The organism is Mycolicibacter arupensis, assembly GCF_002086515.1.
GTDB classification, from domain to species: Bacteria; Actinomycetota; Actinomycetes; order Mycobacteriales; family Mycobacteriaceae; genus Mycobacterium; species Mycobacterium arupense.
Window position 1 is genome coordinate 23,490 of record NZ_MVHH01000033.1, and the last position, 24,891, is coordinate 48,380.

Sequence of the window (24,891 nt, forward strand, 5' to 3'; positions counted from 1 at the left end):
CCTGAGTTGATCGGGGGGGTGGTGACCTCGCTTGGTGCCGCGAACGACCCTGGCGGGCGCACTGGTGCCCGCATAAAGAGGCGTCCCAAGGACCGCAAGGCGCAGATCACCCGTGCCGCCGCGGAGACCTTCAGTGCGCAGGGCTATCACGCGACCAGCATGGAGGCGATCGCCTCCAAGGTCGGGATCTCCGCGCCGGCGCTGTACCGGCACTATCCCAGCAAGTACGAGATGTTCAGGGTCGTCGTCGGTTCGCTGGGCCAGCAACTGGTCGACTGCTGCGCTTTCGTCGACGAGCTGTCCGATGCCGACGTGCAGCAGGACGCCTCGGCGGTGCTGGACCGGATCGTCGACGGCCTCATCACGTCATCGATCCTCAACCGCGAGGCAAGCGGGTTGTTCCGCTGGCAGGCGCGTTACCTGGAGGCTGAAGACCACGCCAAGCTCATGACCCAGATGCACACGGTCGGTGCGCGCCTGACGCGACCGATCAGTGTCCTGCGTCCGGAGCTGAATTCCCTGGAGCAGTGGACGCTGACGGTGGCGCTGGTCAGTGTCGCCGGCAGCATCATCGGACACCGTCTTCAGCTCCCCGACGATGAGATCAAGCCGTTGCTCATCACCGCGTCGAGGTCCGTGGCAGCGGCGCAGCTGCCCGGTCCCGACGACATCGGCGTCCCCCGGCCGTCCGTCTGGCGGATCTTCACCCCCGATGCAGGTCCCTATGAGGCGTTGCTGAACGCGGCGGTCCTGCTGTTCGGCAAGCAGGGCTATGCCGAAACCGGCGTCACCGAGATCGCTGACGCCGTGGGCGTGCCGGCGTCCGGGGTCTATCGCTACTTCTCGAGCAAGAGCGACATTTTGACGACGGGCCTGCAGCGCGCTGTGGACCGGATTGCCGGGGAGATGGCGGCGATCGCCGGCGTCTTCGACGACCCTGACGAGGCACTGCGCCGCCTGATCGAGGCCTACGTGGCCACGATCTTCGCCAACCCCGAGCTGGCGTCGGTCTATGACACCGAGCGGGTGAACCTGGCGCCGGCGGAGCGTGAACTGCTGCGTGATTCCGAGCGTGCGTTCATCGAGACCTGGGCTCGGCCGCTGATGGACATCCGGCCGGGCTTGGACGCGATGCACGCGAAGTTCCTGGTGCACGCGCTGGCCGCGCTCGTGGACGACCTGGGTCGGCTGGCCCGCGGAGGAGAGATACCGGGCCAGGGATTTCTTGCCGGGGGACCGGGTTACGCGCAGGCCTGCTTGCGCAGGCTGATGGAGTCGATCGTGTTCGGCGGCACCGAGAGCTGACGTCGAGCCTCGCTGAACCGCGCGGCTGCGGAGCCGGTTCCAGCTTCGGCTCTCCTGCGTCGAGCCTCGCTGAACCGCCTGGTTTATGAGCCGGTTCCAGCTTCGGCTCTCCTGCGTCGAGCCTCGCTGAACCGCCTGACGGATCAGGCGATTTCGTAGTCCTCCAGCGGGAAATGCGAGCCGTCTCGCACCGCGTTGCGCACCGTGGTGGGCCGCAGCAGGGTCGCTTCGCCGCTGGGGTTGTAGTAGTAGGACCGCGACGTCGTGCAATCCCCGGCGTAGAACACCGTGTTGTCCAGGCGTTTGGTCATGGCGTCCAGGAATCGGGTGTTGGCGGCCTCGGTGACTTCGAACGTCGTCGCGTTGCGGCGCTGCAGCTCGCCGAACAGCCGGCCCATGTGCCGCATCTGGTATTCCATGGTGTTGAAGAACGACAGGCCGGAGAACCCATAGGGGCTGGCCAGGCTCAGGAAGTTCGGGAAATACGGAACCGACAGGCCCTGGTAGGCCTGGAATCGGGTCTCCCGCCACCACTTACCCAGGTTGCGCCCCTCGCGGCCCACGATCTCGATCGCCGGGAAGTTCGCCTCCCAGAGGTCGTACCCGGTGGCCAGCACCAGGGTGTCGATGACGGTCTTGCGGCCATCGACGGTCACGATCCCGTCCGGCTCGATCCGCTCGATGCCGGCGGTCTCCAGGTGCACATGTGGCTTGGTGAAGCTGCGGTAGTAGTCGTTGGACCAGCTGGGCCGCTTGCAACCGATGTCGTAGTTCGGGGTCAGTTTCGCCCGCAGTTCCTTGTCGCGGACCTGGGCGAACCGGTGCATCTTGCATGCGTCCATCCCGGCGATCGACAGCCGGCGGAATGCCGGATAGTTCAGCACCGCCGTCACCGTCATGAACTCCAGCAGGTAATCGCTGATGAAGCGCATCGCCCGCTGGGCGAACGGAACCCGGGCGAACACCTTCTGCAGCCACGCCGGGATCCGGAAGTCGATCTTGGGCGCCACCCAGATCGCGGTGCGCTGAAACACGGTCAGGTCGGCCACGGTCTTGGCCAGCTGCGGAATCAGCTGCACGGCGGTCGCTCCGGTGCCGATCTGACCGACTCGCCGGCCGGTGAAGTCATAGTCGTGGTCCCAGGCGGCGGTGTGCACCACCTTGCCGGCGAAGCTGTCGATCCCGGCGATGTCGGGGTTGCGAGGCTGGGACAGGAACCCGGTCGCGGTGATCAGGAATCGGGCGCTCAGCGTCTCGCCGTTAGCCAGGCTCACCTGCCAGCGCTGGGCCTCTTCGTCCCAGCGGGCGCTGTCCACGGTGGTGTTGAAGCGCATGTGGCGGCGCACGTCGTACTTGTCGGCGACGTGTTCGGCGTACTGCTTGATCTCCTCGCCGGGCGCGAACATCCGCGACCAGCGGGGATTCGGCTCGAACCAGTAGGCATAGGTGGTCGACGGGATATCGACGGCCAGGCCGGGGTAGTGATTGACGTGCCACGTTCCGCCGAGATCGTCTTCCCGCTCCAGCAGGACGATGTCGTCGTAGCCGAGCTTCTTCAGCTCGATGGCCGCGCCCATGCCGCCGAAGCCAGCACCCACGATGACGACGTCGAACTGCTCCATTCCCATGAAAATTAAGGTACCTGACCCACCAGTAACCAGCGAAGCTCCCGTGCGGCCCCGCGATTCGGAGACAATGAGAGGTCCACACCGCTCACGACCTCGGGAGGACAGCCATGACCAGCCGTGACGTCGAAGCCAGCGACGCAGATCTCGCCGAGCAGGCGACCCCGGTAGTACAGGCCGACGACGAGACTCCGGGCGCCGAGATCACTCCCGTCGACAACGCCGACATCGCCGATGTGATCGAACAGCACCAGGGATTGCCCTCTGACGAGGACGACTACGACCGCTGAGGCGGTACCCCCCGCAGCCGCCGAGGCGCTAGGGTGAGACGCTTCGGCCAGCTGTTGTTCCACCACGGAGAGACGTCTACTTGAGCAAGATTCGCCCTGCTGCGACAACCCGGCCGGTTGGCCTGCTCGGCGTCGGCGCCGCTCGCCCGGCGCGAGTGGTCACCAATGATGAGATCTGCCGGCGCATCGACTCCTCCGATGAGTGGATCTATTCGCGCACCGGTATCAAGACCCGACGATTCGCCGGCGAGGCCGACACGGTGGTGGGCCTGGCCATTGAGGCCGGCCGCAACGCGCTTGCCCAGGCGGGACTCGACGGAGCCGCGGTGGATGCGGTCATCGTGGCCACCAGCACCAACTTCCGCCAGACCCCCTCATGTGCGCCCAGCGTCGCGGTCGGGCTCGGCGCGGCGGGGGTGCCGGCGTTCGACGTGGCCACCGGGTGCGCCGGATTCGGCTATGCCCTGTCGGTGGCGGCCGATCTGCTCCGCGGCCATACGGTCAACACCGCGCTGGTGATCGGTTCCGAGGTGCTTTCGCCGACGATCGACATGACCGATCGCTCGAACTGCTTCATTTTCGGTGACGGAGCCGGAGCGGTCGTGATCGGTGAGACGCCCGCGCACGGTATCGGCGCCACCGTGTGGGGCACCGACGGTGAGAACTGTGAGGCGATCCGCCAAGACATCGACTGGATCAGCTATACCGAGCAGCCCGACGGTCAGCGTCCCTTCCTTCGGATGGACGGAAGCACGGTATTTCGTTGGGCCGCATACGAAATGAGTGGCGTCGGGAAACGTGCCATCGCGGCGGCGGGCCTGGAAGCCCAGGATATCGATGTCTTCATTCCCCACCAGGCCAATGCCCGGATCAACGCACTGATCGCCAAAAGCCTCGAGCTGCGCTCCGATGTCGTCATCGCCAACGACATCGAGAACAGCGGCAACACGTCCGCAGCGTCCATCCCGCTGGCGATGGAGCAGCTGCTGGCGGCCGGTAGCGCCACGTCCGGTGATCTGGCTCTGCTCCTGGGCTACGGGTCGGGATTGAGCTACGCGGCCAGCGTCGTCGTGCTGCCCTGACCTGGCCGGTTCAGCCCAGCAGTCGTAGCGCCGCGTCCACCGCCAGAGCCGGCACATCCAGGGTCTTCGACGCCAGATCGTGACGGGCGCCGGCGACCTCCACGACTTCATGTGGGACGGGAATCAGTGCGGCGGCCGCGCGAATCTCCGCTCCGGTGCCGAAACTGTCCGAGCTTCCGTGGGTGAACACGGTCGGTACGCCGATCGCCGGCAGGTGCTCGGTGCGGGCGCGCTCGGGTTTCCCCGGAGGATGCAGCGGATAGGAGAACAGCGTCAGCAGGTCGACGGCAACGTCTCCGGCGGCCACCACCATCGAGGTCTGACGGCCGCCGTAGGAATGCCCGCCGACGATCAGCGGCCCGTCGGCCAGGCCTCGGGCATACCCGATCGCCTCGGTGATGCCGTCGCGGTCGCCGCTGCCCGACCCCGATGGCGGGCCCTTGGGCCGTCGCCGCCGGAACGGCAGGTTGTAGCGGATCGCCAGGTAACCACGGCGTGCCCACTCCTGACACAGCCGTTGCAACATCGGTGAGTCCCGATCGCCTCCGGCGCCGTGCGCCAGCAGCACCACCCCCGCCGGTGTGTCGTCGGGCCGGTGCGCGATTCCGGATATCTCCGACAGGTCTTGGAGGATCACGAGGTGTTGGCTCCCAGCCGGAACAGCGGTGAGACCGGACCGTGGCCATGGCCCAGGGGATAGGCGGCGCGCAGGCACTCGGTGACCCAGCGCTTGGCGAACCCGACCGCGTCCGGAACGGAAAAACCTTGGGCCAGTGCGGCCGCCGCGGCCGCCGCGAGCGTGTCGCCGGCGCCGTGGTCGTCGGCGGTGGCTACCCGAGGCCCCGGGAACTCCAGGAAGTCGGTGCCATCGAACAGTAGATCCGGGCTGTGCTGGGCCGACGGCAGGTGCCCGCCTTTGACTAGCGCCCATCGGGGTCCCAACGCGTGCAGTGCACGCGCCGCCGCCTGCTGAGATGCGGCATCGACGACGTCGATCCCGACCAGCAGCCGCACCTCGTGCAGATTCGGCGTCACCAGGGTTGCCAGGGGGAACAGTTTGTCGCGCAGCGCGTCCAGCGCCGACGCCGCCAGCAGGGCATCGCCGTGCATGGAGGCCGACACCGGGTCGACCACCAAGGGAACGGTCAGTTCGAGTTCCTGCCAGGTGGCGGCCACCGCGGCGATGATCTCTGCGGACGCCAGCATCCCGGTCTTGGCGGCCTGGATTCCGATGTCAGAGACCACCGCCGCGATCTGGGCCGCGACGGTGCCGGCAGGAATCTCGTGAAAGCTCTTGACTCCCAAGGTGTTCTGGACGGTCACTGCGGTCACCGCGACGCACGCGTGCACTCCTAACAGGGCGCTGGTGCGCATGTCCGCCTGAATGCCGGCGCCGCCGCCGGAATCCGATCCGGCGACGGTGAGTATCCGCGCCGGAGTGGTTGCCGGCCCGGCCAGTGGCAGGAACTCCACTAGGTGGTGATGGGCAGGTAGACCCGGTTGCCGTGGTCGGCGAACTCGGCCGACTTCTCTTCCATGCCCTTGGCGATGGCGGCGTCGATGTCTTCCTGGGTCTCCAAGCCGTGTTCGTTGGCGTAGTCGCGCACGTCGTGACTGATCCGCATGGAGCAGAACTTCGGCCCGCACATCGAGCAGAAGTGCGCGGACTTGGCCGGCTCGGCCGGCAACGTTTCGTCGTGGTACTCGCGTGCGGTGTCCGGGTCCAGCGACAGCGCGAACTGGTCATACCAGCGGAACTCGAAGCGTGCCTTGGACAGTGCGTTGTCGCGGTCCTGGGCGCCCGGATGTCCCTTGGCGAGGTCGGCGGAGTGCGCGGCGATCCGGTAGGCGATCACGCCGTCCTTGACGTCTTTGCGGTCCGGCAGGCCCAGGTGCTCCTTGGGGGTCACGTAGCACAGCATCGCGGTGCCGGCCTGGGCGATGATCGCCGCACCGATCGCCGAGGTGATGTGGTCGTAGGCCGGCGCGATGTCGGTTGCCAGCGGTCCCAGTGTGTAGAAGGGTGCCTCGTCGCACCACTCCTCTTCCAGTCGCACGTTCTCGACGATCTTGTGCATCGGAACGTGTCCCGGACCCTCGATCATCACCTGCGCGCCACGGGATTTGGCGATCTTGGTCAGCTCGCCCAGGGTGCGCAGTTCGGCGAACTGGGCCTCGTCGTTGGCGTCGGCGATCGAACCGGGACGCAGCCCGTCGCCCAGGGAGAACGTGACGTCGTAGCTGGCCAGGATGTCGGCCAGCTCTTCAAAATGGGTGTAGAGGAACGATTCCTGATGCCGTGAAAGACACCACGCCGCCATGATCGAACCACCGCGCGACACGATGCCGGTGACGCGCTTGGCGGCCAGCGGCACATACCGCAAGAGCACGCCGGCATGCACGGTCATGTAGTCCACGCCCTGCTCGCACTGCTCGATCACGGTGTCGCGGTACAGCTCCCAGGTCAGTTTGGTCGGGTCGCCGTTGACCTTCTCCAGTGCCTGATAGATCGGCACCGTTCCGATCGGCACGGGGGAGTTGCGCAGAATCCACTCTCGGGTCTCGTGAATGTCCTTGCCCGTGGACAGGTCCATCACGTTGTCGGCGCCCCAGCGGGTGGCCCACACCAGTTTGTCCACCTCTTCGGCGATCGAGCTGGTGACCGCGGAGTTGCCGATGTTGGCGTTGATCTTCACCTTGAACGCCTTGCCGATGATCATCGGCTCCAGCTCGGGGTGGTTGTGGTTGGCCGGGATGACCGCCCGGCCGCGGGCGACCTCGTCGCGGACCAGTTCGGCGGGAACGCCCTCGCGGGCGGCGATGAAGGCCATCTCCGCGGTGATCTCGCCAGCCTGGGCTCGCTGCAGCTGGGTGCCCCGGTCGCGCACCACACCCGGACGTGGCGGCAGGCCGCGGTGCAGGTCGATGTCGGCATTGGTCTCGGTGTAGGGGCCGGAGGTGTCGTAGACGTCGAAGTGCTCACCGGTGGTCAGGTTGATCCGCCGGAACGGCACCTTCATGACGACGCCACCGGGCGCCTCGATCTCCCGGTAGACCTTCTCGCTGTAGGGGATGGGCCCGGTGGTCACCTGCGGCTCGGTCACGACATCAGTCATGTTTCTTCCTCTCCCTTGCCGGCATTACCCGATCAGGTTCGTACGGTCGACGGCATCGGCCGTCCTCTCAGCGCACTGCCTGCGCTCCCGCGGTTTTTATGAGTTCTGCACGGTCGATTCGTGCACTGCCACGCTATCGCAGCGGGGCACCCGAAGTAAGGAGCTGCGGGCTTGGGAACGCAATTAGGTACCTGATCATTTGCTTAGCTAATATATGTGCCCGGAGTAGAGGGAGCTGGCAGAAGCATGACGTCGCAGATCGAGCGGGGAAGTCTCGACGTCGCGGACCCTGGCGCGGTCGCCACCGCGCGCCGGCGGCTGCGCTACGACCGCGACCACCCGCGCTACAAATGGGTCGCCCTGTCCAACACCACCCTGGGTGTGGTGCTGGCCACCATCAACGGCTCGATTGTGCTGATCTCGATGCCCGCGATCTTCCGGGGTATCGGTCTGAACCCGCTGGAGCCGGCCAACGTCAGCTACCTGCTGTGGATGTTGATGGGTTATCTCCTGGTGTCGGCCGTGCTGGTGGTGTTCTTCGGCCGGCTCGGGGACATGTTCGGCAGGGTGCGGATCTACAACGTCGGTTTCGTGGTGTTCACCGTGGCCGCCATCGCGCTGTCGGTCGACCCGTTCGAGATGGGCCGCGGCGCGCAGTGGCTGATCGCGTGGCGGGTGGTCCAGGGTGTGGGCGGTGCGATGTTGATGGCGTCGTCCTCGGCGATCCTCACCGACGCATTCCCGGCCCATCAGCGGGGCATGGCCCTGGGCGTCAATCAGGTGGCCGCAGTGGCGGGATCCTTCGTTGGCCTGCTCATCGGCGGCGTGCTCTCGGAGTGGGACTGGCGAGCGGTGTTCTGGGTCGGGGTGCCGATCGGAATACTGGGCAGCATCTGGTCCCTGCGCTCGCTGCACGAGCTCGGCCAGCGGGCGCCGGCCAAGCTGGACTGGGCAGGCACCGCCACCCTGGGCCTGGGCCTGACCGTGTTGCTGACCGCCATCACGTACACCATTCAGCCGCATGGGGATTCGCCCACCAGCTGGACCAGACCCGCGGTGTTGGGCTCGCTGGCGCTCGGAGTGGTGCTGCTGGTGCTGTTCTGCTTCATCGAGTTGCGGGTCGCGGCGCCATTGCTGGACGTGCGGCTGTTCTTGATTCCCGCGTTCGGGATCGCCAATGCGGCCGGCCTGTTGTCGGCGATCGGTCGCGGCGGAATGCAGTTCATGCTGATCATCTGGCTGCAGGGCATCTGGTTGCCGCTGCACGGCTACAGCTACGAGTCGACGCCGTTGTGGGCAGGTATCTACCTGCTGCCGATGACTGCCGGATTCTTGTTGGCCGGTCCACTGGCCGGCTCCCTGTCGGATCGTCACGGCGCTCGACCCTTCACCGTTGGCGGCATGCTGCTGATGGCGGCGACGTTCGTCGGGTTGGTCCTGCTGCCGGTCAATTTCGACTACTGGGTCTTTGCGGCGCTGGTGTTCCTCAACGGATTGGGGGGCGGCATCTTCACCGCTCCCAACAGTGCCGTGGTCATGTCCAGCGTTCCCGCCGATCAGCGGGGGGCGGCCTCGGGGGTTCGGGCCACGTTCTTCAACGCCGGCACCTCCCTGTCGATCGGCATCTTCTTCTCGCTGATGGTGATCGGCCTGGCCAACACGCTGCCCGCGGCTTTGGAGACCGGGCTGCAGGAGCAGGGTGTGCCCGCCGACGTCGCGGACCAGGTGGCCAACACCCCACCGGTCGGCAGCCTTTTCGCGGCGTTTCTGGGCTACAACCCGGTCGGCGAGCTGCTGGCACCGTCGGGGGTGCTGGCCGAGCCGGGCGTGGACGTGGAGACGTTGACCGGCCACAGCTTCTTTCCGCAGCTGATCTCGGGCCCGTTCCATACCGGCCTGGCCGTGGTGTTCGCCGCCGCGGCGGTCATGATGCTGCTCGGCGCGCTCGCGTCGTGGCGCACGCCCAGCCGCTACGCCGCCCAGCTGGTGAGCTCGCAGGACTGAACCAGACCCGCGCCGCCAGGCGTGAAAGTGCTGGTAAAGACGCCGAAGGGCGGCGCAGATGTTGCGTTTCGGCAACGGTGCCCGGCGCGCGTGGCGATGGAGTTGACCCAGTCTGACGCGTGAGGCACTATGGGTCATGCAAGCACCTCGTTAGGTGAGGCGTCTGCACGGACATAGGCCACTGACCCCGAACGTCGAAAGACGCCCCGGGTCAGGACAGCTCCTCCCGGCTTAAGGGTTGAGCCCAAGTGGCTTCCCGAAAGGGACACGCCGTGCAGTGTCGAAACTCTGACGAGAGGGGTGCGGTCTCCCGGTATCGGGGCTGCCCTCCTACGCATGCGGTGAACCCGGCACGCCAGCGCGTGCCCGCGACCGAGAGGAGGTGTGGGACGAATGAGTTCCGGTGATAGTCCGAGTCGATATCTGACGTCTGTTCCGTCCCCATCCGAACGGTCGCATACCGCCTCCAGCTGAGCCACGATCTGGCTCTCTGCTGAGCGCGTAGCACCGTTACGCGACTAGGAGGCCATCATGGTTGCAATCGCTTACACCGACATCTCGGCTCCGGCCCCCCGTGCGACGAGCACGGTGAAGACGCTGGACCGTCGTCCTGCCACGCCCGCCGCGCCCGCTTCGGACCCGGTGGTCGACATGACCACTCGGCTGCTCAGCGGACCGCTGCACCAGATGTACGCACTCCTGTGGCGCGTCGGAGTGCTGACCGTCAGCGACTGAGTCAGCAGCAGGACGTCTACTCCGCGTCTTCTAAGGCCTCGCCGAGCTGTTCCAACACCTCACTGCGGTGGTTGCTGGCCAGAATGTGGCCGGCAGCCACCGCCACGGCCACCGGCCAGTCGATGATCTCGAACGCGGCCAGCAGTGCCAGCCCGCCGTAGTAGGCCAGTTGCTCGGGACGAGGCACGGTCACCTTGCCGAACAGCGGCAATTGCACGGCGAACCCCTCCGCGGCGCGAATGTGGGCGACGGCCTCCCGCTGAGAAGCGTTGCGCCGCGGCTTGTCCGCCATCATGAACCTCCTGGTGGCGAATGCTCGCCGGATGATCGGGCCGCGACGGTTGCGCGGCGAGAGTCGTTGTCCTCATTGTGCACAAGCCACAGACGCGGCGCGGCCTGACCGTTGGAAGCCGGTGGCCTGTCCGGTTGCCGCGGCCCGGGGACGATGAACTCCTTGGGTTTCGCCGCGCTCTCCTGCAGCCCCGACCACAGCCGGGGCACCACGGCAGCGCCTACGGTGGCGACCGTCGCCGTACCCAGGGCCTGAGCCCAGCCCAGTGGACCGATCGGGGTGCACCCCAGCAGTTGGCTGACACCGGGAATGGTGATCAAGGTCCCCATCACACCGAGCGAGCCGACAGCGGTTGCCACCACCACCGGATCGCGGGAGTCCAGCAGGGTCTGCCCCAGCTGTGTGGCGACCAGCGACACCAGCGCCACCGTCGAGGCCCGCTGCGGCAGTCCGGTGACCGAGGCCAGGCCCCAGGCGCCCACCGCGGCCGACGCCGTCGTCACACCGCGCACCGCGACGGTGCGCCACAGTGCGCGCTCGTCGGGACCGTGCCCGCCGGCGGCGGCCTGCTCGTTGAGGGAGCTGACCGCCAGTGCGGTGGCCGGCAACGCATCGGTCAGCATATTGACCAGCAGTAGTTGGCGGGCGTTCAGCGGCGACCGCCCGGTCAGCGCGCTGCCGATGATCGCGAATGCCACCTCGCCGGCGTTACCACCCAGCAGCACGGCCACGGCGGCTTGCACGCGCTGCCACAACTCGCGGCCCTCGTCCAGCGCGTCCAGAAGCGTGTCGATCCGTTCATCGAGCAGCACCACGTCGGCGGCGGTGCTGGCTGCTTCGCTGCCGTGCGCGACCACCGCGATTCCGACGGTGGCTGCCCGGATCGCCGCGGCATCGTTGGCGCCGTCGCCGACCATCGCCGTGACCTGGCCGGTGCGCTCCAGGGTCTGGACGATCTGCACCTTGTTCTCCGGGGACATCCGCGCGAACACCACGCGGTCGGCCACCGCAGCCTCTTGGTCCTTGCGGGACAACGCATCCCACTGTGCACCGCTGATCACCTGATCGCCGTCGACCTCCAGGCCCAGCTCCCGCGCGATGGCCGTGGCGGTCAACGGGTGGTCGCCGGTGATCAGGCGCACCGGGATCCGGCGGCGCTTGAGGTCGGCGAGCAGTTCGGTGGCCTCGTCGCGCGGGGTGTCGGACAATCCGAGCAGGCCCACGAAGGTCAGCCCGTCTCGGCAGACCTCGGCGATCTGGTCGGGCTCGGGGTCGGCGCCCAATGCCTCGCACTGTGCGGGCGTCAACTCCCGGCGGGCCACCGCGATCACCCGCAACCCGTCACCGGCCAGCGTGGCCACCGACTTCTTCACAGCCGGACCCGCCCCGGTACATGCCAGCACCATTTCCGGGGCACCCTTGAGCGTCAGCTCGGTGCCGCGCACCGATGCCGAGTAGGGCCGTCCGGAGCGGAACGGCAGATGCGCGGCGGGGCCCGCAGGTGCGGAGGCACCCGCGGCCGCAGCGCCTTCCACGATGGCGTTGTCTGTCGCGTGCACCTGGCGGGTGCCGTTGGGCACCGGTGCTGCGCTTGCCGCGCAGTGCAGCACGTCGTGCTCGGTGAAGCCCGTGGCCGGGTGCACCTGCGACACCCGCAACCGGTTCTTGCTCAGCGTTCCGGTCTTGTCGAAACAGACCACGTCGACGCGGCCCAGCGCCTCTACCGAACGCGGCACCCGCACCAGCACCCCGGCTTTGGTCAACCGTCGCGCCGACGCCTGTTGCGCCAGGGTGGCCACCAGCGGCAGGCCCTCGGGGATGGCGGCGACGCTGACGGCGATCCCGCTGGCGACCGCCTGTCGCAGTCCGATCCGGCGAGCCATTCCCAGCCCCGTCACCAGCGCGCCGCCGGCCAGGCTGATCCGCCAGGCCTTGCTGGTGAGCAGGCTCAGCTGATGCTGCAAGCCGACCGCGGAGTGCTCGCCGGCCACCAGCTCGGCCGCGCGGCGTCCGTGTGTGTCGCCGCCGACCGCGGTCACCAGGGCCAGCGCGGTCCCGGTCACCACGGTGGTCCCGGCGTAGACCATGCATTCGCGCTCGGCCAGATCCGCACCCGGTGTGGCCTCGACCTGCTTGACCACCGTCAGCGATTCGCCGGTCAGCGACGACTCGTCTACCTCGAGGTCGATCGCGTCGATCAGCCGGCCGTCGGCGGGAATCACCTCGTGGGCATGCACCTCGATCACATCGCCGGGGAGCAAGTCCTCGGCCGGGATCTCGCGGTGGCTGCCGTCCGGCAGCACCTTGCGCGCCGGGGCGACCTGCTCATTGAGCAGGACACTGAGCCGACGCTCGGCGACCAACCGCTGTGCGGCGGCGAGCATCGCATTGCCGCCCAACACCGAACCGACCAGCATGGCGTCGACGGGCGAGCCCAGCACCGCACTGGCCGCCGCCCCCAGCGCCAGCACCGGGGTGATCGGGTCGGACAGCTCGCTGCGCACGGCTTGGGCGAACTGACGCAACAGTCGCGGCGGCGCGGTTCGCTGTGCCCCGCGGCGGGCTAGATCGACGGCCGCCAACGCAGCAGCGGCGGCCGGAGCATGGTGGGGACGCTCGGTCGGCTCGTCGGACTCAGGAGGCGGCAGGACCGTCCGGACCTGTTCCACCGACATCGCATGCCACTCGTGTACCGCCGCCGGGCGGGGCACCGCGGTGTCCACGGCGCGGCGGGCCAGCCAGTAGCCCGACAGGGCTCCGGCCGCGGCTCCGGTGGTCACCGGGCCCGGCCCACTGCCGCGTACCCCGGGCAGCATCAGCAGCGAACCCAACGCGGTGGCGCCGGTGGCGAGCTCGACGCCGCGACGGCTGGCGGAGCGCGCGGCAGGCAGGGCGTGCAGGATGCGCCACACCGCCGCCAGGTCGGTGAGCAGCAGGTCGGCATACCAGGGTGGGACGCCGTCATCGGGCAGCATGCCCAGGGCCACATCGGCCGCGGCGAGCGCCTGCACGGCCGTCGCGGACAGCACCGCGACGTCATGGCCCTCGGCCTGGTAGGTGGCCACCGCGGCCGCCAGCGCCTCGTCGGTGGAGGCCCCGTCCAGGGGCCGGATCTCGTCGAACACCGGTCGCAGCTCACCGAGTGCCTCGGCCTCGACAGAGACCACCTCGACATCGGCGCGACGGGCCTCGGTCACCACCGCCGACGCCAAAGGGAGCAGTGCTGGCTGGAAGGACGCCTGCACTCCGGGCCGCGAGCCGACCCGATGCCATCCTGCGGTGAGTCCGGTCTCGGTCAGCCTGGCCTGGGCCTTCGCCCACGCCGCACGCAGTTCGTCGTCATCGGCCCCACGCACCTGCATCACCCGCAGGGTGTCGCCGCACAGCACGCGGGGATCGATGATCACGGTGTCAACGCGGTCAAGCTCGCGCAGACTGCCCGGACGCAGCACCACGGTGCCGTGGTGATCGGCCAAGCCGCGGCCCAGGGTGGCGGCAAATGCCTCGCGAGCCGTGCGGGTGGCTTTGGGTGCGGTCACCGCGGCCGCCGTCCCGGCGAGATCGGGATTGCGGGTCGCGGCACCGATCACCCCAGCGCCGATCACCTGCGCCCAGGCGCTGCGGGTCACGTGTCGTTCCACGGGGCCGCCCGGTCGTGGCGCCGGGCGCTGCGGTGCGTCCACCGGCGGATGGTCGGCGTGGTCGGCGAGCTCCGGCTCAAGGCGGCGCCAGGCCCGTGCCTCGGCGCGTTCCTCCCCGGTACGCATCGCCTCGACCGACAGGTCCACCGCCAGCGAAGTCGGCGCCTGATTGAGGGTGTGCACGCCCGCGCTGGCCACAGCTAACAGGGCATCGGTCGCCTGCTTGCCGAGGCTGTCCTCTAGCAGTCGGCGCAGTCGAGGTTGATAGTCGATGACGACCACACCGGCTTCCAGGCCCAGCGGCAGGCCCGGAACCCGCAGCAGCCTGCCCACGGTCGCCACGCCCAGGCCGGCGATATTGGCGCCCAGCGTCGCCATCCGCAGCACCTGGGTCATCCCATCGCCGGGCAGGCTCACCGGCGGGCGCCCAGCGGTCCTGGCCGCCCCGTACTGGTCCTCGGCGTCGGAGACCACCTGGCACAGTTCGCGCATCGACACGGTGTCGCCGCCGGCGCTGTCCAGCCCGACCACCAGACGGGACAACGGGTGGTTCAACCGGACCGAGACCACCCCTGGCAGTCCGCGGGCCGCGCCCTGCACGGCGGCCGCCAGCTCGGGGCCGGCCGGACCGTCGAGCCCGCGGACCTCGACCCAGGCCCGTCCCTCGCCGCGGAAGCAGCGCCGGGACAGCACCGGAGCGCCGTCACCACTCGGCAACACGGCACCGGCCACGTCGGCGGCGGTCTGAACCGATGCATCGACCAGTGCGGAGGTCAGTTGAATTCCGAAACTCGCTGCGCGCAGCGGAAGGGAGCGCCGGACAGCGCCGCTTAGACTCACTCGCACCCGACTAGTGGCGGGTGCGCGTGCGGGTGCTGCTGGCGGCGCCGGTACGCGTTTGCCGTGCCGCTGTCTTCTTCGGTTGCGGGCTGCGGCGCGCCGACGTCGACGAACCCGTCGACTTGGCCGGCTTGGCCGACTTCAGCGGCGGCACGGCCTGCACCGGCTTCGCCGGCCGCGCGGCCGGGGCCTTGGCCTGCGCCTTGCCGTTCTGAGCCCGGTCCGACAGCTGCTTGAGCACCAGTGCCGTGCCGCCCACGGCCACCAATACCGGCCACTCGACCAGCCCGGTGACGCCGAGAGCGCCCAAGGTCAGTGCAGCTGCCGGCGTCGAGTGGCTGCCGGTGCGCAGCCCGCGCTGAACGCCGCCTGCCGCTCCCTTCACGCCGCCGATTACCCCGTTGATTGCGGCTCCGCCGATGGCTCCGGCCGCTTCAGTGGTCATCGTGACCGCGCGGTTTGCCGCTCCGGCCACTTTTCGTACCGTCCCTGCGACGGCGTTCATGGGAATTCCCTGCCCTTCAAATGAGCAAATTGGATAATCCGCCCATCTTATGCGCGATTTCGGGATCGGTCCGAAATCCACACGGAATTCATAGAACTGTGATGCGGTCAATCCCGCTGGATCTCGACCAGAACCGGAGCGTGGTCACTCGGAGACTTGCCTTTGCGCTCCTCGCGAACGATCTCCCCGTGGGAGATCCGAGCCGCCAGGGCGGGGGAGCCCAGGATGAAATCGATGCGCATGCCCTGCTTCTTCGGGAACCGCAGCTGGGTGTAGTCCCAATAGGTGTACACACCCGGGCCCGGGGTGAAGGGCCTTACCACGTCAAGGAATTGAGCATCGGCCATCGCCTGGAAAGCCCGGCGCTCGGGTTCGGAGACATGCGTCGAACCCTCGAAGAACTCCATGCTCCAGACGTCGTCGTCTTCCGGAGCGATGTTCCAGTCGCCCACCAGCGCGATCGGCGCCGACGGATCGTCACGCAACCAGCCTTCGGCGGTATCACGCAGGGCGGCCAGCCAATTGAGCTTGTAGGTGTAGTGCGGGTCATCCAGGGTGCGCCCGTTCGGTACGTACAGGCTCCAGACCCGTACCCCGCCGCAGGTGGCCCCCAGTGCACGCGCTTCCACGGCGGGATCGGCATCGGCCTTGGCCCAGGTCGGTTGGCCCGGGAAGCCGATCTCGACGTTGTCCAGCCCCACGCGCGAGGCGATCGCCACGCCGTTCCACTGGTTCAGTCCGACATGGGCGACCTCATAGCCCAATTCGTGAAACGGCAGGGTCGGGAACTGGGCGTCGGTGCACTTGGTCTCCTGCATGGCCAGCACGTCGACCTCGGCGCGGGCCAGCCAATCGGTCACCCGATCCACTCGGGTCCGGATGGAGTTGACGTTCCAGGTGGCCAGTCGCAGCGCAGTCACGCAGCCACCCTACTTAGCCGCCCAGTGACCGAGCATCGATGTAGCTGGTGCGGTGCTGGCCGCCGAATCCCGCCGCTTCGAAGAAGGCGAATGCCGACAGGTCGGCGGCGGGCACGACCGCATAACCGCGCGTCGCACCGTGTGCGGCACCCCAGGCGGCGACCGCGGCCCAGATCCGGCGGCCGTGCCCGCGCCGGCGATGGCCTTCGGCGACCTGCAGTGCCGTCAGCCCCAGCCAGCGAGTCCCGTCCTGTCCTTCGGTGACGCTGCCCCGGCCGATGGCCACCCCCGGAATCGAGGCGAAGACCACCTGGCCGTCGATCACTGCGGTCAGGACGTCCAGCGGAACGGACGGGCCGCGGTCGCCGGACAAGGACAGCCAGGCGTGATCGGGCTCGGCGTCCATCACCACCTCCTCCAAGGGTGTCCCGGCGGTGACGTCGCACACCAGGGTCCGGGTCTCGTGCTGGATCGCACCGCCATCCGGCAGCCGAAGCAGGCGCTCCGGCACCGCCAGGTACGGTGGCAGGCCGCGCTGGGAGTACCAGTCGCGGATAGCCGGAATCGTGTTCGGGTGGGCGAAAATATCCAGCGGTACTGCCGAATTGGCGGCAAGATCGCCACCAGGGCCGGACCGCAGCAGCCAGCCGTCGAGCCACTGGTGTTCACTGCCCGGCCAGGCGAGCGCGGCGGCGTGTTCGACCGAACGGATCGCTGAGTTCTTCACCGGCCGATCGGTCAGCCGGCGCACATACAACACATCGGCGTGCCGACAGTCGTGGACCACCCCGTCGGCCGAGCGGACCCGGACCAGCGGCCCGGCCTGCACCAGATGCCCGATCACATCGCCCATCGGCGGCTCGGAACCGGGGGCGCGCAGGTAGCGCAGGCTCACCCGGACGCCGACTTCGGGGAGTTCGGGGGGCTCGGACACGGGGCTCGTCAGTGACCGAACGGATCGGGCACGTCGCCCGGGGTCCAGGACAGGCCGGGAACGCCCCAACCGTTGGACTTGACCGCGCGCTTCGCGGCGCGGGCGTTGCGGCCCACCAGCATGTCCAGATAGAGCAGGCCGTCCAGATGGCCGGTCTCGTGTTGCAGCATCCGGGCAAAAAGTCCGGTGCCCTCCAGCGTGACGGGGTTGCCCTCGGCGTCCAGCCCGGTGACCCGCGCCCACTCCGCCCGGCCGGTCGGAAACGATTCGCCGGGCACCGACAGGCAGCCCTCGTCGTCGTCATCGGGATCGGGCATGGTCTCGGGCCGCTCGGAGGTCTCCAGCACCGGATTGACCACGACCCCGCGGCGTCGCGTGGTGGAGCGGCGGTCGTCGGCGCAGTCATAGACGAAGACCCGCAGGCCCACCCCGACCTGGTTGGCGGCCAAGCCGACGCCGTTCGCGGCGTCCATGGTCTCGTACATCGTGCTGATCAGCTCGCCGAGGTCGGCGGGCAAGGAACCGTCCTCGGCAACGGGCACCGGGCTGGTCGGAGTGTGCAGGACGGGATCGCCCACAATGCGGATGGGAAGGACGGCCATGACCGCAGATCTTAGGTGGGCGGGTTAGCGAGGCTCGACGGAGAGGCTCGACGGAGGAGAGGCGAAGCTGGAATCGCCGGTCGATCACAGCGGCCACGGCGACGCGCGGGGCAGGCTCCCGATTCAACACCGCCTGGCGTGATTCAATATTCGCGCAGAACACGCCGCCGAAAACAAGCGAACGTTTGCAGCGAGTGAACTTTCCGGAAGGGTCCAGGAAACGATATGGACGGCGCCATGGCGCAGGCGAATCGCTCAGGGGACGATTCGGAGCTCACCGACGGCCTGAGTCGTCGCGAACACGACATCTTGTCCTTCGAGCGTGACTGGTGGAAGTACGCCGGCGCCAAGGAAGAGGCCATCAAGGAGCGCTTCGCGCTCTCAGCGACCCGCTACTACCAGGTGCTCAACGCACTTGTCGACCGTCCCGAGGCCCTGGCCGCGGATCCGATGCTGGTCAAGAGGCTGCGCAGGCTGCGGTCGAGTCGTCAGAAGGCGCGCGCCGCCCGCCGGCTCGGTTTCGACATCACCTGACCGCCTCAGCACCGTGATTGTCTGGCGTTTATAGGTTATGGCCCGCTCCTGGATACAGTGGGCGCAATGAACGACCACGTTCCCGATTCCACCCGACTCCCGCTCCGGGCCATGGTGATGGTGCTGCTGTTTTTGGGCACCGTCTTTTTGCTGGTCGGTTTCCAAGCCCTCGGCTCGTCGGGCAACGACGACGACGCCGACCGCGCACCGACCGCTCAGCCGGTGACCACCGTCTCGGCACCGGCTGAGCCAGAACGCCCGGCACGAAAATCCGACGTGCGGGTCTTCAACATCTCCGAACAGGCGGGCCTGGCCGGGAACACCGCGGATCGGCTGCGTGAAGCCGGCTGGAACGTGACCGAGATCGGGAACCTGGAACTGCCCGAGGTCACCCAGACCACCGTCTACTTCAGCGACGCAGAGGGCGAGCAGGATGCGGCCCGTTCGGTGGCCGACGTGCTGGGAGCCGTCGTGGAGCCACGCATCCCTGACGTGGCCGAGCAACCACCGGGCGTCATCGTGGTGGTCGCGGGTTAAGCTCCTCGCATGGTCACAGGTCACCGCAGAGCTCTCACCGCCGTCGTCTTCGCCACCCCGATTGCGTTGCTCGCGGCATGTAGTCCCCCCAACCAGGTGCCGTCGGACGTTCCCGGCACCACGCCCGCAATCTGGACCGGGTCGGCGGCGCCCACGGCCGGAGAGTCCGAGTCGGGCGGCTCGGGTGGCTCGGAAGGTCTTGTCGCGCACCTGACGACTCCCGACGGCGGCCAGGTGGCCACCGCGACATTCGAGTTCAGCAAGGCCGGCGGCAAAGAGTTCGCCACCGTCACGGTGCGCACCACCAGCCCGGGTGTGCTGACCCCCGGTTTCCACGGCCTGCACATCCACGGCGTCGGCAAGTGCGAGGCGGACTCGGTAGCCCCCAACGGCGGGGCCCCCGGCGCCTTCCTGTCCGCCGGCGGCCACTTCCAGGCTCCCGGACACAGTGAGCACCCCCAAAGTGGCGACCTGACCTCTCTGCAGGTGCGCTCGGACGGCAGTGGCCTGCTGGTGACCACCACGGACGCGTTCACCAAGGCTGAGTTGCTCGCCGGCGACGGGACCTCGATCATCGTCCACGCCGACGACGACAACTTCGCCAACATCCCGGCGGACCGCTACACCCAGGTCAATGGCACGCCCGGCCCGGACCAGACCACGCTGACCACCGGAGACGCCGGAAAGCGGATTGCGTGTGGTGTTATCGGCGCCGGATAGCCCGCCGAACAGCTGGGCTTCCGCGCGGTCCGAAGCCCGCATCGAGTTCGCTCGCAGTGCCCGGCCCACCCTGGGAGTGGAATGGGAGTTGGCCCTCGTCGACGCCCAGACACGCGACCTGAGCAACGAAGCCAGCGCGGTGCTGTCCGAGCTCGGTGAGAACCCGCGCGTGCACAAAGAACTGCTGCGCAACACCGTTGAGCTGGTCACGGGCATCTGCGACACCACCGGCGAGGCCATCGAGGATCTGCGCCAGACCCTGGCGACAACCCGGCCCATCGTGCACAGCCGGGGCATGGAGCTGTTCGGCGCCGGCACGCACCCGTTCGCCCAGTGGTCGGCGCAGAAGCTGACCGACGCCCCGCGCTATGCCGAGTTGATCAAACGTACTCAGTGGTGGGGTCGCCAGATGCTGATCTGGGGGGTGCACGTCCACGTCGGGATCTCCTCGTCGTACAAGGTGATGCCGATCATTTCGTCTCTGCTGCAGCACTATCCGCATCTGCTGGCGCTGTCGGCGTCGTCGCCCTGGTGGGACGGTCATGACACCGGCTACGCCAGCAACCGCGCGATGATGTTCCAGCAGTTGCCCACCGCGGGGCTGCCTTTTCAGTTTCAGACCTGGGGAGAGTTCGAGGGCTTCGTCTACGACCAGAAGAAGACCGGCATCATCGATCACACCAACGAGATCCGTTGGGATATAAGGCCTTCTCCGCATCTGGGCACCATCGAGGTGCGGGTCTGCGATGGGGTGTCCAACTTGCGCGAACTGGGTGCCCTGGTGGCTCTGACGCACTGCCTGATCGTTGATCTCGATCGACGACTGGAGGCCGACGAGAGCCTGCCCACCATGCCGCCCTGGCATGTGCAGGAGAACAAATGGCGTGCGGCGCGCTACGGACTCGATGCCGAGATCATCCTGGATGCCGACAGCAACGAGCGGTTGGTCACCGATGACCTCGACGACTTGCTCAACCGTCTGGAACCGATTGCGGCGCGGCTGCACTGTGCCGACGAGTTGGCAGCGGTCGCCGACATCTACCGGACGGGCGCGTCGTACCAGCGCCAGCGCCGGGTCGCTGAGGAACACGACGGCGACCTGCGTGCCGTGGTCGATGCATTGGTGGCCGAGCTCGACATCTCATGAGGGAACTGCCGATGTTCCCGCTGCAAGGGGTGTTGCTGCCCGGCGAGGACCTGACGCTGCGAATCTTCGAGCAGCGCTACACGGCCATGGTCGTGGATCTGCTGCGCAGTGACGACCCGCGCTTCGGGGTGGTGCTGATCGCCCGAGGCCGGGAGGTGGGCGGTGGTGAGCAGCGCAACGACATTGGCGTGACCGCCGTCGTCACCGAGTGCAACGACGTCGGCGACGGCCGCTACGTGCTGCGCTGCCAGGCCGGGGAGCGCATCCGCGTGCGCCACTGGCTGGCCGACGACCCCTACCCCCGAGCCGACGCGGAACCATGGCCCGATGACCCGTCAGAGCCGCTGAGCGAAGCGCAGTTCGGTGCCCTCGAAGACCGTATAGTCGCGCTGCACAAGCGCATAGCTCAGGCCCAGCGGCGGTGGCTGCCGCCCGGGAGGGCGAATCTTCTGGGCGGTCGGCGGGCGCGCTCGCAGGACCCCGTACAGCGGCTCTACTCGCTGGCCTGCAGGGTCCCGATGGGGGAGGCCGACCGGTATGCGGTGCTGGCAGCGCCGTCGCTGTCGGAGCGGGTGGCTGCGCTGCACGAGGCGATCGAGACCGTTTCGGCCCGAGTCGAATTCGACATCCCGCGTTGAACCTGAGCCCACCAGCGGATCGTACGAGTCGGGTCCTCTGGTGGCCGTCGTAGGCTGACGCCATGGCTGACGTCGAATTCACCTCGGTCGCGCCCATCATCCCGGTGCTTGACCTCGATGCCGCGCTGGACCGCTACCGCCGGCTCGGGTTCACCGCCCAGGCCTATACCGGGCCTGCCCGGTACGGATTCGTCGATCGCGGTGCGGTGTCGCTGCATCTGTCGGAGTGGAACGAACATGATCCGCTGCGTTCGGCGGCCAGCGTGTACCTCTACGTCGACGATGCCGATGCGCTGTATGCGCAATGGTCGACTGCCGGGGTGCCTGGCCGCTTCGTCGAACCGGCCGATACCGACTACCGGCTCCGGGAATTCGCGTACGTCGACCCCGACGGGACCCTGCATCGGGTCGGATCACCGTTGCAGGCCACCGTCGTGCAGGCCAGCCGGGTGATCGGGGCTCCGGCCGCACGCATATTCGAGTTCATCGCCGACCCAGCCCGGCAACCCCGCTGGGACGGCAACGCCAATCTGGCCGAAGCCGCGCCCGGCCAACGGGTGCATGCCGTCGGAGACACCTTCGCCATGACACTGACCATGGGGGCCGTCCGGGAGAACCATGTAGTCGAGTTCGAGGAAGGGCGGCGAATAGCTTGGCGGCCAGCCGAACCCGGCCGGGAGCCGCCGGGTCACCTGTGGCGGTGGGAACTCGAGCCGTTGGGACCGGCGCGCACCCGGGTCACCCATACCTACGACTGGTCGGCGTTGACCGACCCGAACCGGCTGGCTCGGGCCAGGACCACCACCGCCGATTCGCTGGCGGCGTCCCTGTCGCGGCTGGCGACCCTGGTCGAGGACTCCTGACGTCAGCGGTTGTCGGCGAACGCGCGCAGTGCGTCGACCTGAGCGGGATCCAATGAGGGACGGACATTTTCCCGGGCCGCGGCGACATCAGCCATGGTGACGTCGGCGGCGTCGATACTGCGCCGCATCGCGGTCAGGGCCGCCTCACGCAGCAGTGCCACGCAGTCCGCGGCGCTATAGCCGTCCAAATCGTCGGCCAGCGCGTCCAGGTTCACGTCGTCGTGCAGCGGCACCGATTTGCCGGCCACCCGCAGGATCTGGCGCCGGGCATCGGCGTCGGGCGGCTCGACGAACACCAGCTTCTCCAGCCTGCCCGGCCGGGTCAGCGCCGGGTCGATCAGGTCGGGACGGTTGGTCGCGCCCACCACCACCACGTCACGCAGCGGGTTGGCGCCGTCGAGTTCGGTGAGCAGCGCGGCCACCACGCGATCGGTAACCCCGGAGTCGAAGCTCTGACCGCGTCGCGGAGCCAGCGCGTCGATCTCGTCGAGGAACACCAGCGACGGCGCCGAATCGCGGGCGCGCTGGAACAGATCTCGGACCGCTCGCTCGCTGCTGCCCACCCACTTGTCCATCAACTCCGCGCCCTTGACGGCATGCACGCTGACCCGGCCGGAACCCGCCAGGGCGCGCACGATGAACGTTTTGCCACAGCCGGGCGGGCCGTAGAGCAACACACCGCGCGGTGGGTCGACGCCGAGTCGGGTGAACGTGTCCGGATGCTGCAGTGGCCACAGCACGGCTTCGGTGAGCGCCTGCTTGGTAGCCACCATGTCGCCCACGTCATCGAGGGTGACCGAGCCGACGGAGACCTCCGCGGCCGCCGACCGTGACAACGGGCGTATCACGCTGAGCGCCCCGACCAGGTCGTCCTGCGTCAGTCGGGGTTCCTCATCGGTGTCGCTGGCTCGCGACGCCGCCCGCAGGGCCGCCTCACGGACCAGTGCGGCCAAGTCGGCGGCCACGAAACCCGGTGTGCGTTCGGCGATCTCACCCAAGGTGAGGTCAGCGGTGGGAACCGAGATGAGCAGGGTTGCCAGCAGCGCCGCCCGGGTGGCGCCGTCGGGGAGGCTCAACCGGATCTCTCGATCGCACAGCTCCGGCGCCCGTAGCCGGGGATCGACGTGATCCGGGAGCGCCGACGTCGCGACGAACGCCACCCCTTCGGTGGCGACCAGATTGCGCAGCTCGGCGAGGATCAGCGTGGCCACCGGCTCCGACGGTTCGGGCAGAAGGGCGTCGACGTCGGCGATCAGCAGCACGCCGCCCCCGTCGCAGACCTGCGCCGCGGCCGAGCGCACCGCGGCCAGCCGCTCCTCGGCGGCCAGCGCGCCGATCTCCGGGCCGTCCAGCTCGATCAAACGTCGCCCTTCGCACACCGCTCGGACCAGGGTGGTCTTGCCCACCCCGGCCGGGCCCGACACCAGCACGCCGAGATTCGTTCCGGCGCGCAGTGTTTTGAGCAGCTGGGGCTCGTCGAGCGCGAGCTTGAGCCATTCCGCCAGCTTGGCGGATTGGGCCTCGCAGCCCTTGAGTTCGTCGATGGCGATCCGGGCCGGGGCGACGTGTTTGGCCACCGTGGCCGCCGGGACGGAAGACCCGTCGGCGAAGGTGACCAGCGAGTTGGGCTGCACGCTCACCGGTCCACAGGGATCCACGCCGGTGACGGTCAACAACTCCGAGGTCCAGCTGATCCCCACCGCCGAGGCGAGGGCCTTGGTGGCGGTGGACGTGGAGGTACCGGGCCCCAGGTCGCGGGGCAGCAGAGAGACCGCATCCCCGACGCTGAGCACCTTGCCCAACAGGGCTTGGCGCAGCGTCGTCGGTGACAGCGTCTGCGAAGCCAGGGCCGAGCCGCTCAGTGTCACCGAACGGGCGCCGTAGACCGTCACCGCGGCCACCACAACCTCGGTGCCGTCCCGCAGCCCCGCGTTGGACAGTGTGACGTCGTCGAGCAGGGCCACCCCGGTCGGGGCGTCCGGTCCGGTGAGCCCGGCCACCGCCGATGTGGTGCGCGCGCCTGTGAGTGACACCGCATCCCATTCCCGGATGCCCAGGGCGGCAATAACTTCGGGATGCAGCCGGACCACCCCGCGGCGTGCGTCGACGGCAGAGGTGTTGAGCCGGGCGATCAGGGTCAGGTGCCGGGCCGTGTCGACCCGACGGTCTTCTCCGCTGTGTTCGGAGGAACTCACCCGGTCAAATTACGCGGGTTTGCTCGTGCGTGGCAATCGACGTGCCCGGACGTGTCGTGCCCCTCTGCGATCCCGATGGCATGTCCCCGTTCGCACCTTCAGCCAGTGCCGAAGTGTGTCCGGGTGCACGCCTTGAGGGGCTCTTCGAGGAGCTGGCCGAGTTGTCCGGGCAGCGCAACGCGATCGCGGTGCACCTAGATGTCGAACAGCAGATCGGCGCTCTGCGCCTGGGCCCCCTCCTGCCAGACGCCGAACGGCAATACCTGACCTGTGATGCCACCTGCGAAGTGTGGTTCGAACGCGACGGTGCGGTGATCGGCTGTGTACGCTCAACCCGCAACTCCACCCCGGCTCACTGGCCCGCCC

At 68.3% G+C, this 24,891-nt stretch carries 22 protein-coding genes, 2 pseudogenes and 1 riboswitch; of the genes and pseudogenes, 13 read left to right on the forward strand and 11 right to left on the reverse strand.

Annotation, left to right across the window (positions count from 1 at the left end; translation table 11 throughout):
- The first annotated feature begins 21 nt into the window (after nucleotides 1-21).
- Entirely contained in the window at nucleotides 22-1,305 is a 1,284-nt protein-coding gene (locus BST15_RS14785; protein ID WP_046189775.1) for a TetR/AcrR family transcriptional regulator, read from the forward strand.
- A gap of 143 nt (nucleotides 1,306-1,448) precedes the next feature.
- Here BST15_RS14785 and BST15_RS14790 read toward each other — a convergent pair whose 3' ends face one another.
- Nucleotides 1,449-2,933, reverse strand: coding sequence for a flavin-containing monooxygenase (locus tag BST15_RS14790; protein ID WP_046189766.1), 1,485 nt, complete (start codon nucleotides 2,931-2,933; stop codon nucleotides 1,449-1,451).
- Nucleotides 2,934-3,040: 107 nt separating this feature from the next.
- Between BST15_RS14790 and BST15_RS14795 the strand changes: the two genes are divergently transcribed.
- Entirely contained in the window at nucleotides 3,041-3,220 is a 180-nt protein-coding gene (locus BST15_RS14795; protein WP_046189765.1) for a hypothetical protein, read from the forward strand.
- Nucleotides 3,221-3,300: 80 nt separating this feature from the next.
- Nucleotides 3,301-4,302, forward strand: coding sequence for a beta-ketoacyl-ACP synthase III (locus tag BST15_RS14800; RefSeq protein WP_046189764.1), 1,002 nt, complete (start codon nucleotides 3,301-3,303; stop codon nucleotides 4,300-4,302).
- A gap of 10 nt (nucleotides 4,303-4,312) precedes the next feature.
- Here BST15_RS14800 and BST15_RS14805 read toward each other — a convergent pair whose 3' ends face one another.
- The 3 genes from BST15_RS14805 to thiC are packed head-to-tail and all read right to left on the reverse strand — an operon-like array spanning nucleotide 4,313 to nucleotide 7,418.
- Nucleotides 4,313-4,936, reverse strand: a complete 624-nt coding sequence (locus tag BST15_RS14805) for an alpha/beta hydrolase family protein (protein WP_046189774.1) — start codon at nucleotides 4,934-4,936, stop codon at nucleotides 4,313-4,315.
- Complete coding sequence (thiD, locus tag BST15_RS14810; protein ID WP_046189763.1) at nucleotides 4,936-5,775, reverse strand: bifunctional hydroxymethylpyrimidine kinase/phosphomethylpyrimidine kinase; 840 nt, start codon at nucleotides 5,773-5,775, stop codon at nucleotides 4,936-4,938. Before thiD ends, BST15_RS14805 begins: the two co-directional genes overlap by 1 nt.
- Nucleotides 5,775-7,418: a phosphomethylpyrimidine synthase ThiC gene (gene thiC / locus BST15_RS14815; protein WP_046189762.1), complete on the reverse strand. Its 1,644-nt coding sequence runs from the start codon at nucleotides 7,416-7,418 to the stop codon at nucleotides 5,775-5,777. Before thiC ends, thiD begins: the two co-directional genes overlap by 1 nt.
- 246 nt (nucleotides 7,419-7,664) lie before the next feature.
- Here thiC and BST15_RS14820 point away from each other — a divergent pair, with 246 nt between their 5' ends.
- The gene (locus BST15_RS14820) at nucleotides 7,665-9,422 is read left to right on the forward strand and encodes an MFS transporter (protein WP_046189761.1); all 1,758 of its coding nucleotides are present in this window, start codon (nucleotides 7,665-7,667) and stop codon (nucleotides 9,420-9,422) included.
- 139 nt (nucleotides 9,423-9,561) lie between these two features.
- Nucleotides 9,562-9,729, forward strand: a riboswitch (M-box (ykoK) riboswitch).
- A 224-nt stretch (nucleotides 9,730-9,953) separates the two neighbouring features.
- A complete protein-coding gene (locus BST15_RS14825) occupies nucleotides 9,954-10,157 on the forward strand; it encodes an Rv1535 family protein (protein ID WP_052734861.1) in 204 nt (67 codons plus the stop codon).
- Nucleotides 10,158-10,173: 16 nt separating this feature from the next.
- On the opposite strand, the gene BST15_RS14830 is transcribed toward BST15_RS14825, so the two are convergent.
- The 6 genes from BST15_RS14830 to BST15_RS14855 form a co-directional block, all read right to left on the reverse strand.
- Nucleotides 10,174-10,452 carry a hypothetical protein gene (locus tag BST15_RS14830; protein ID WP_046189760.1) on the reverse strand — a complete coding sequence of 93 codons (279 nt, stop codon included), beginning with the start codon at nucleotides 10,450-10,452 and terminating at the stop codon, nucleotides 10,174-10,176.
- On the reverse strand, nucleotides 10,449-14,930 hold the full coding sequence (locus BST15_RS14835) for a cation-translocating P-type ATPase (RefSeq protein ID WP_046189759.1): 4,482 nt from the start codon (nucleotides 14,928-14,930) through the stop codon (nucleotides 10,449-10,451). The genes BST15_RS14830 and BST15_RS14835 overlap by 4 nt, the downstream gene beginning before the upstream one ends.
- Nucleotides 14,931-14,940: 10 nt before the next feature.
- The gene (locus tag BST15_RS14840; protein WP_046189758.1) at nucleotides 14,941-15,435 is read right to left on the reverse strand and encodes a hypothetical protein; all 495 of its coding nucleotides are present in this window, start codon (nucleotides 15,433-15,435) and stop codon (nucleotides 14,941-14,943) included.
- A gap of 107 nt (nucleotides 15,436-15,542) precedes the next feature.
- Nucleotides 15,543-16,346 carry an exodeoxyribonuclease III gene (locus BST15_RS14845; protein WP_046189772.1) on the reverse strand — a complete coding sequence of 268 codons (804 nt, stop codon included), beginning with the start codon at nucleotides 16,344-16,346 and terminating at the stop codon, nucleotides 15,543-15,545.
- A gap of 22 nt (nucleotides 16,347-16,368) precedes the next feature.
- Complete coding sequence (locus tag BST15_RS14850) at nucleotides 16,369-17,289, reverse strand: N-acetylglutamate synthase, CG3035 family (RefSeq protein ID WP_046189757.1); 921 nt, start codon at nucleotides 17,287-17,289, stop codon at nucleotides 16,369-16,371.
- Nucleotides 17,290-17,297: 8 nt separating this feature from the next.
- Nucleotides 17,298-17,891, reverse strand: a complete 594-nt coding sequence (locus tag BST15_RS14855) for a peptide deformylase (protein ID WP_046189756.1) — start codon at nucleotides 17,889-17,891, stop codon at nucleotides 17,298-17,300.
- A 225-nt stretch (nucleotides 17,892-18,116) separates the two neighbouring features.
- Between BST15_RS14855 and BST15_RS14860 the strand changes: the two genes are divergently transcribed.
- The 7 genes and pseudogenes from BST15_RS14860 to BST15_RS22790 all read left to right on the forward strand — a co-directional run bounded on the left by BST15_RS14860 (nucleotide 18,117) and on the right by BST15_RS22790 (nucleotide 22,330).
- Nucleotides 18,117-18,425 carry a DUF3263 domain-containing protein gene (locus BST15_RS14860; RefSeq protein ID WP_046189755.1) on the forward strand — a complete coding sequence of 103 codons (309 nt, stop codon included), beginning with the start codon at nucleotides 18,117-18,119 and terminating at the stop codon, nucleotides 18,423-18,425.
- A gap of 66 nt (nucleotides 18,426-18,491) precedes the next feature.
- Nucleotides 18,492-18,962: a LytR C-terminal domain-containing protein gene (locus BST15_RS14865; RefSeq protein WP_109370850.1), complete on the forward strand. Its 471-nt coding sequence runs from the start codon at nucleotides 18,492-18,494 to the stop codon at nucleotides 18,960-18,962.
- A 9-nt stretch (nucleotides 18,963-18,971) separates the two neighbouring features.
- Nucleotides 18,972-19,682, forward strand: coding sequence for a superoxide dismutase[Cu-Zn] (sodC, locus tag BST15_RS14870; RefSeq protein WP_046189753.1), 711 nt, complete (start codon nucleotides 18,972-18,974; stop codon nucleotides 19,680-19,682).
- Nucleotides 19,663-20,829, forward strand: a complete 1,167-nt coding sequence (locus BST15_RS14875) for a glutamate--cysteine ligase (RefSeq protein ID WP_109370855.1) — start codon at nucleotides 19,663-19,665, stop codon at nucleotides 20,827-20,829. The genes sodC and BST15_RS14875 overlap by 20 nt, the downstream gene beginning before the upstream one ends.
- 11 nt (nucleotides 20,830-20,840) lie before the next feature.
- Complete coding sequence (locus BST15_RS14880; RefSeq protein WP_083071033.1) at nucleotides 20,841-21,467, forward strand: LON peptidase substrate-binding domain-containing protein; 627 nt, start codon at nucleotides 20,841-20,843, stop codon at nucleotides 21,465-21,467.
- 62 nt (nucleotides 21,468-21,529) lie between these two features.
- Nucleotides 21,530-21,886 (forward strand): annotated as a pseudogene (locus BST15_RS23185) (bleomycin resistance protein); the annotation flags it as partial.
- Entirely contained in the window at nucleotides 21,887-22,330 is a 444-nt protein-coding gene (locus BST15_RS22790) for an SRPBCC family protein (RefSeq protein ID WP_046189770.1), read from the forward strand.
- A 2-nt stretch (nucleotides 22,331-22,332) separates the two neighbouring features.
- Here the strand turns inward: BST15_RS22790 and BST15_RS14890 are convergent, their stop codons facing one another.
- Nucleotides 22,333-24,525 carry an AAA family ATPase gene (locus tag BST15_RS14890; protein WP_046686452.1) on the reverse strand — a complete coding sequence of 731 codons (2,193 nt, stop codon included), beginning with the start codon at nucleotides 24,523-24,525 and terminating at the stop codon, nucleotides 22,333-22,335.
- Nucleotides 24,526-24,692: 167 nt separating this feature from the next.
- Here BST15_RS14890 and BST15_RS22795 point away from each other — a divergent pair.
- Nucleotides 24,693-24,891: pseudogene (locus BST15_RS22795) on the forward strand (DUF222 domain-containing protein); the annotation flags it as partial.

What these genes read in the sequence shown, in the direction of transcription:
- BST15_RS14790 (WP_046189766.1), bottom strand. Translation starts at nt 2,933, where the DNA reads ATGGGAATGGAGCAGTTCGACGTCGTCATCGTGGGTGCTGGCTTCGGC.
- BST15_RS14795 (WP_046189765.1), top strand. Translation starts at nt 3,041, where the DNA reads ATGACCAGCCGTGACGTCGAAGCCAGCGACGCAGATCTCGCCGAGCAG.
- thiC (WP_046189762.1), bottom strand. Translation starts at nt 7,418, where the DNA reads ATGACTGATGTCGTGACCGAGCCGCAGGTGACCACCGGGCCCATCCCC.
- BST15_RS14820 (WP_046189761.1), top strand. Translation starts at nt 7,665, where the DNA reads ATGACGTCGCAGATCGAGCGGGGAAGTCTCGACGTCGCGGACCCTGGC.
- BST15_RS14825 (WP_052734861.1), top strand. Translation starts at nt 9,954, where the DNA reads ATGGTTGCAATCGCTTACACCGACATCTCGGCTCCGGCCCCCCGTGCG.
- BST15_RS14830 (WP_046189760.1), bottom strand. Translation starts at nt 10,452, where the DNA reads ATGATGGCGGACAAGCCGCGGCGCAACGCTTCTCAGCGGGAGGCCGTC.
- BST15_RS14840 (WP_046189758.1), bottom strand. Translation starts at nt 15,435, where the DNA reads ATGAACGCCGTCGCAGGGACGGTACGAAAAGTGGCCGGAGCGGCAAAC.
- BST15_RS14855 (WP_046189756.1), bottom strand. Translation starts at nt 17,891, where the DNA reads ATGGCCGTCCTTCCCATCCGCATTGTGGGCGATCCCGTCCTGCACACT.
- BST15_RS14860 (WP_046189755.1), top strand. Translation starts at nt 18,117, where the DNA reads ATGGACGGCGCCATGGCGCAGGCGAATCGCTCAGGGGACGATTCGGAG.
- BST15_RS14865 (WP_109370850.1), top strand. Translation starts at nt 18,492, where the DNA reads ATGAACGACCACGTTCCCGATTCCACCCGACTCCCGCTCCGGGCCATG.
- sodC (WP_046189753.1), top strand. Translation starts at nt 18,972, where the DNA reads ATGGTCACAGGTCACCGCAGAGCTCTCACCGCCGTCGTCTTCGCCACC.
- BST15_RS14880 (WP_083071033.1), top strand. Translation starts at nt 20,841, where the DNA reads ATGTTCCCGCTGCAAGGGGTGTTGCTGCCCGGCGAGGACCTGACGCTG.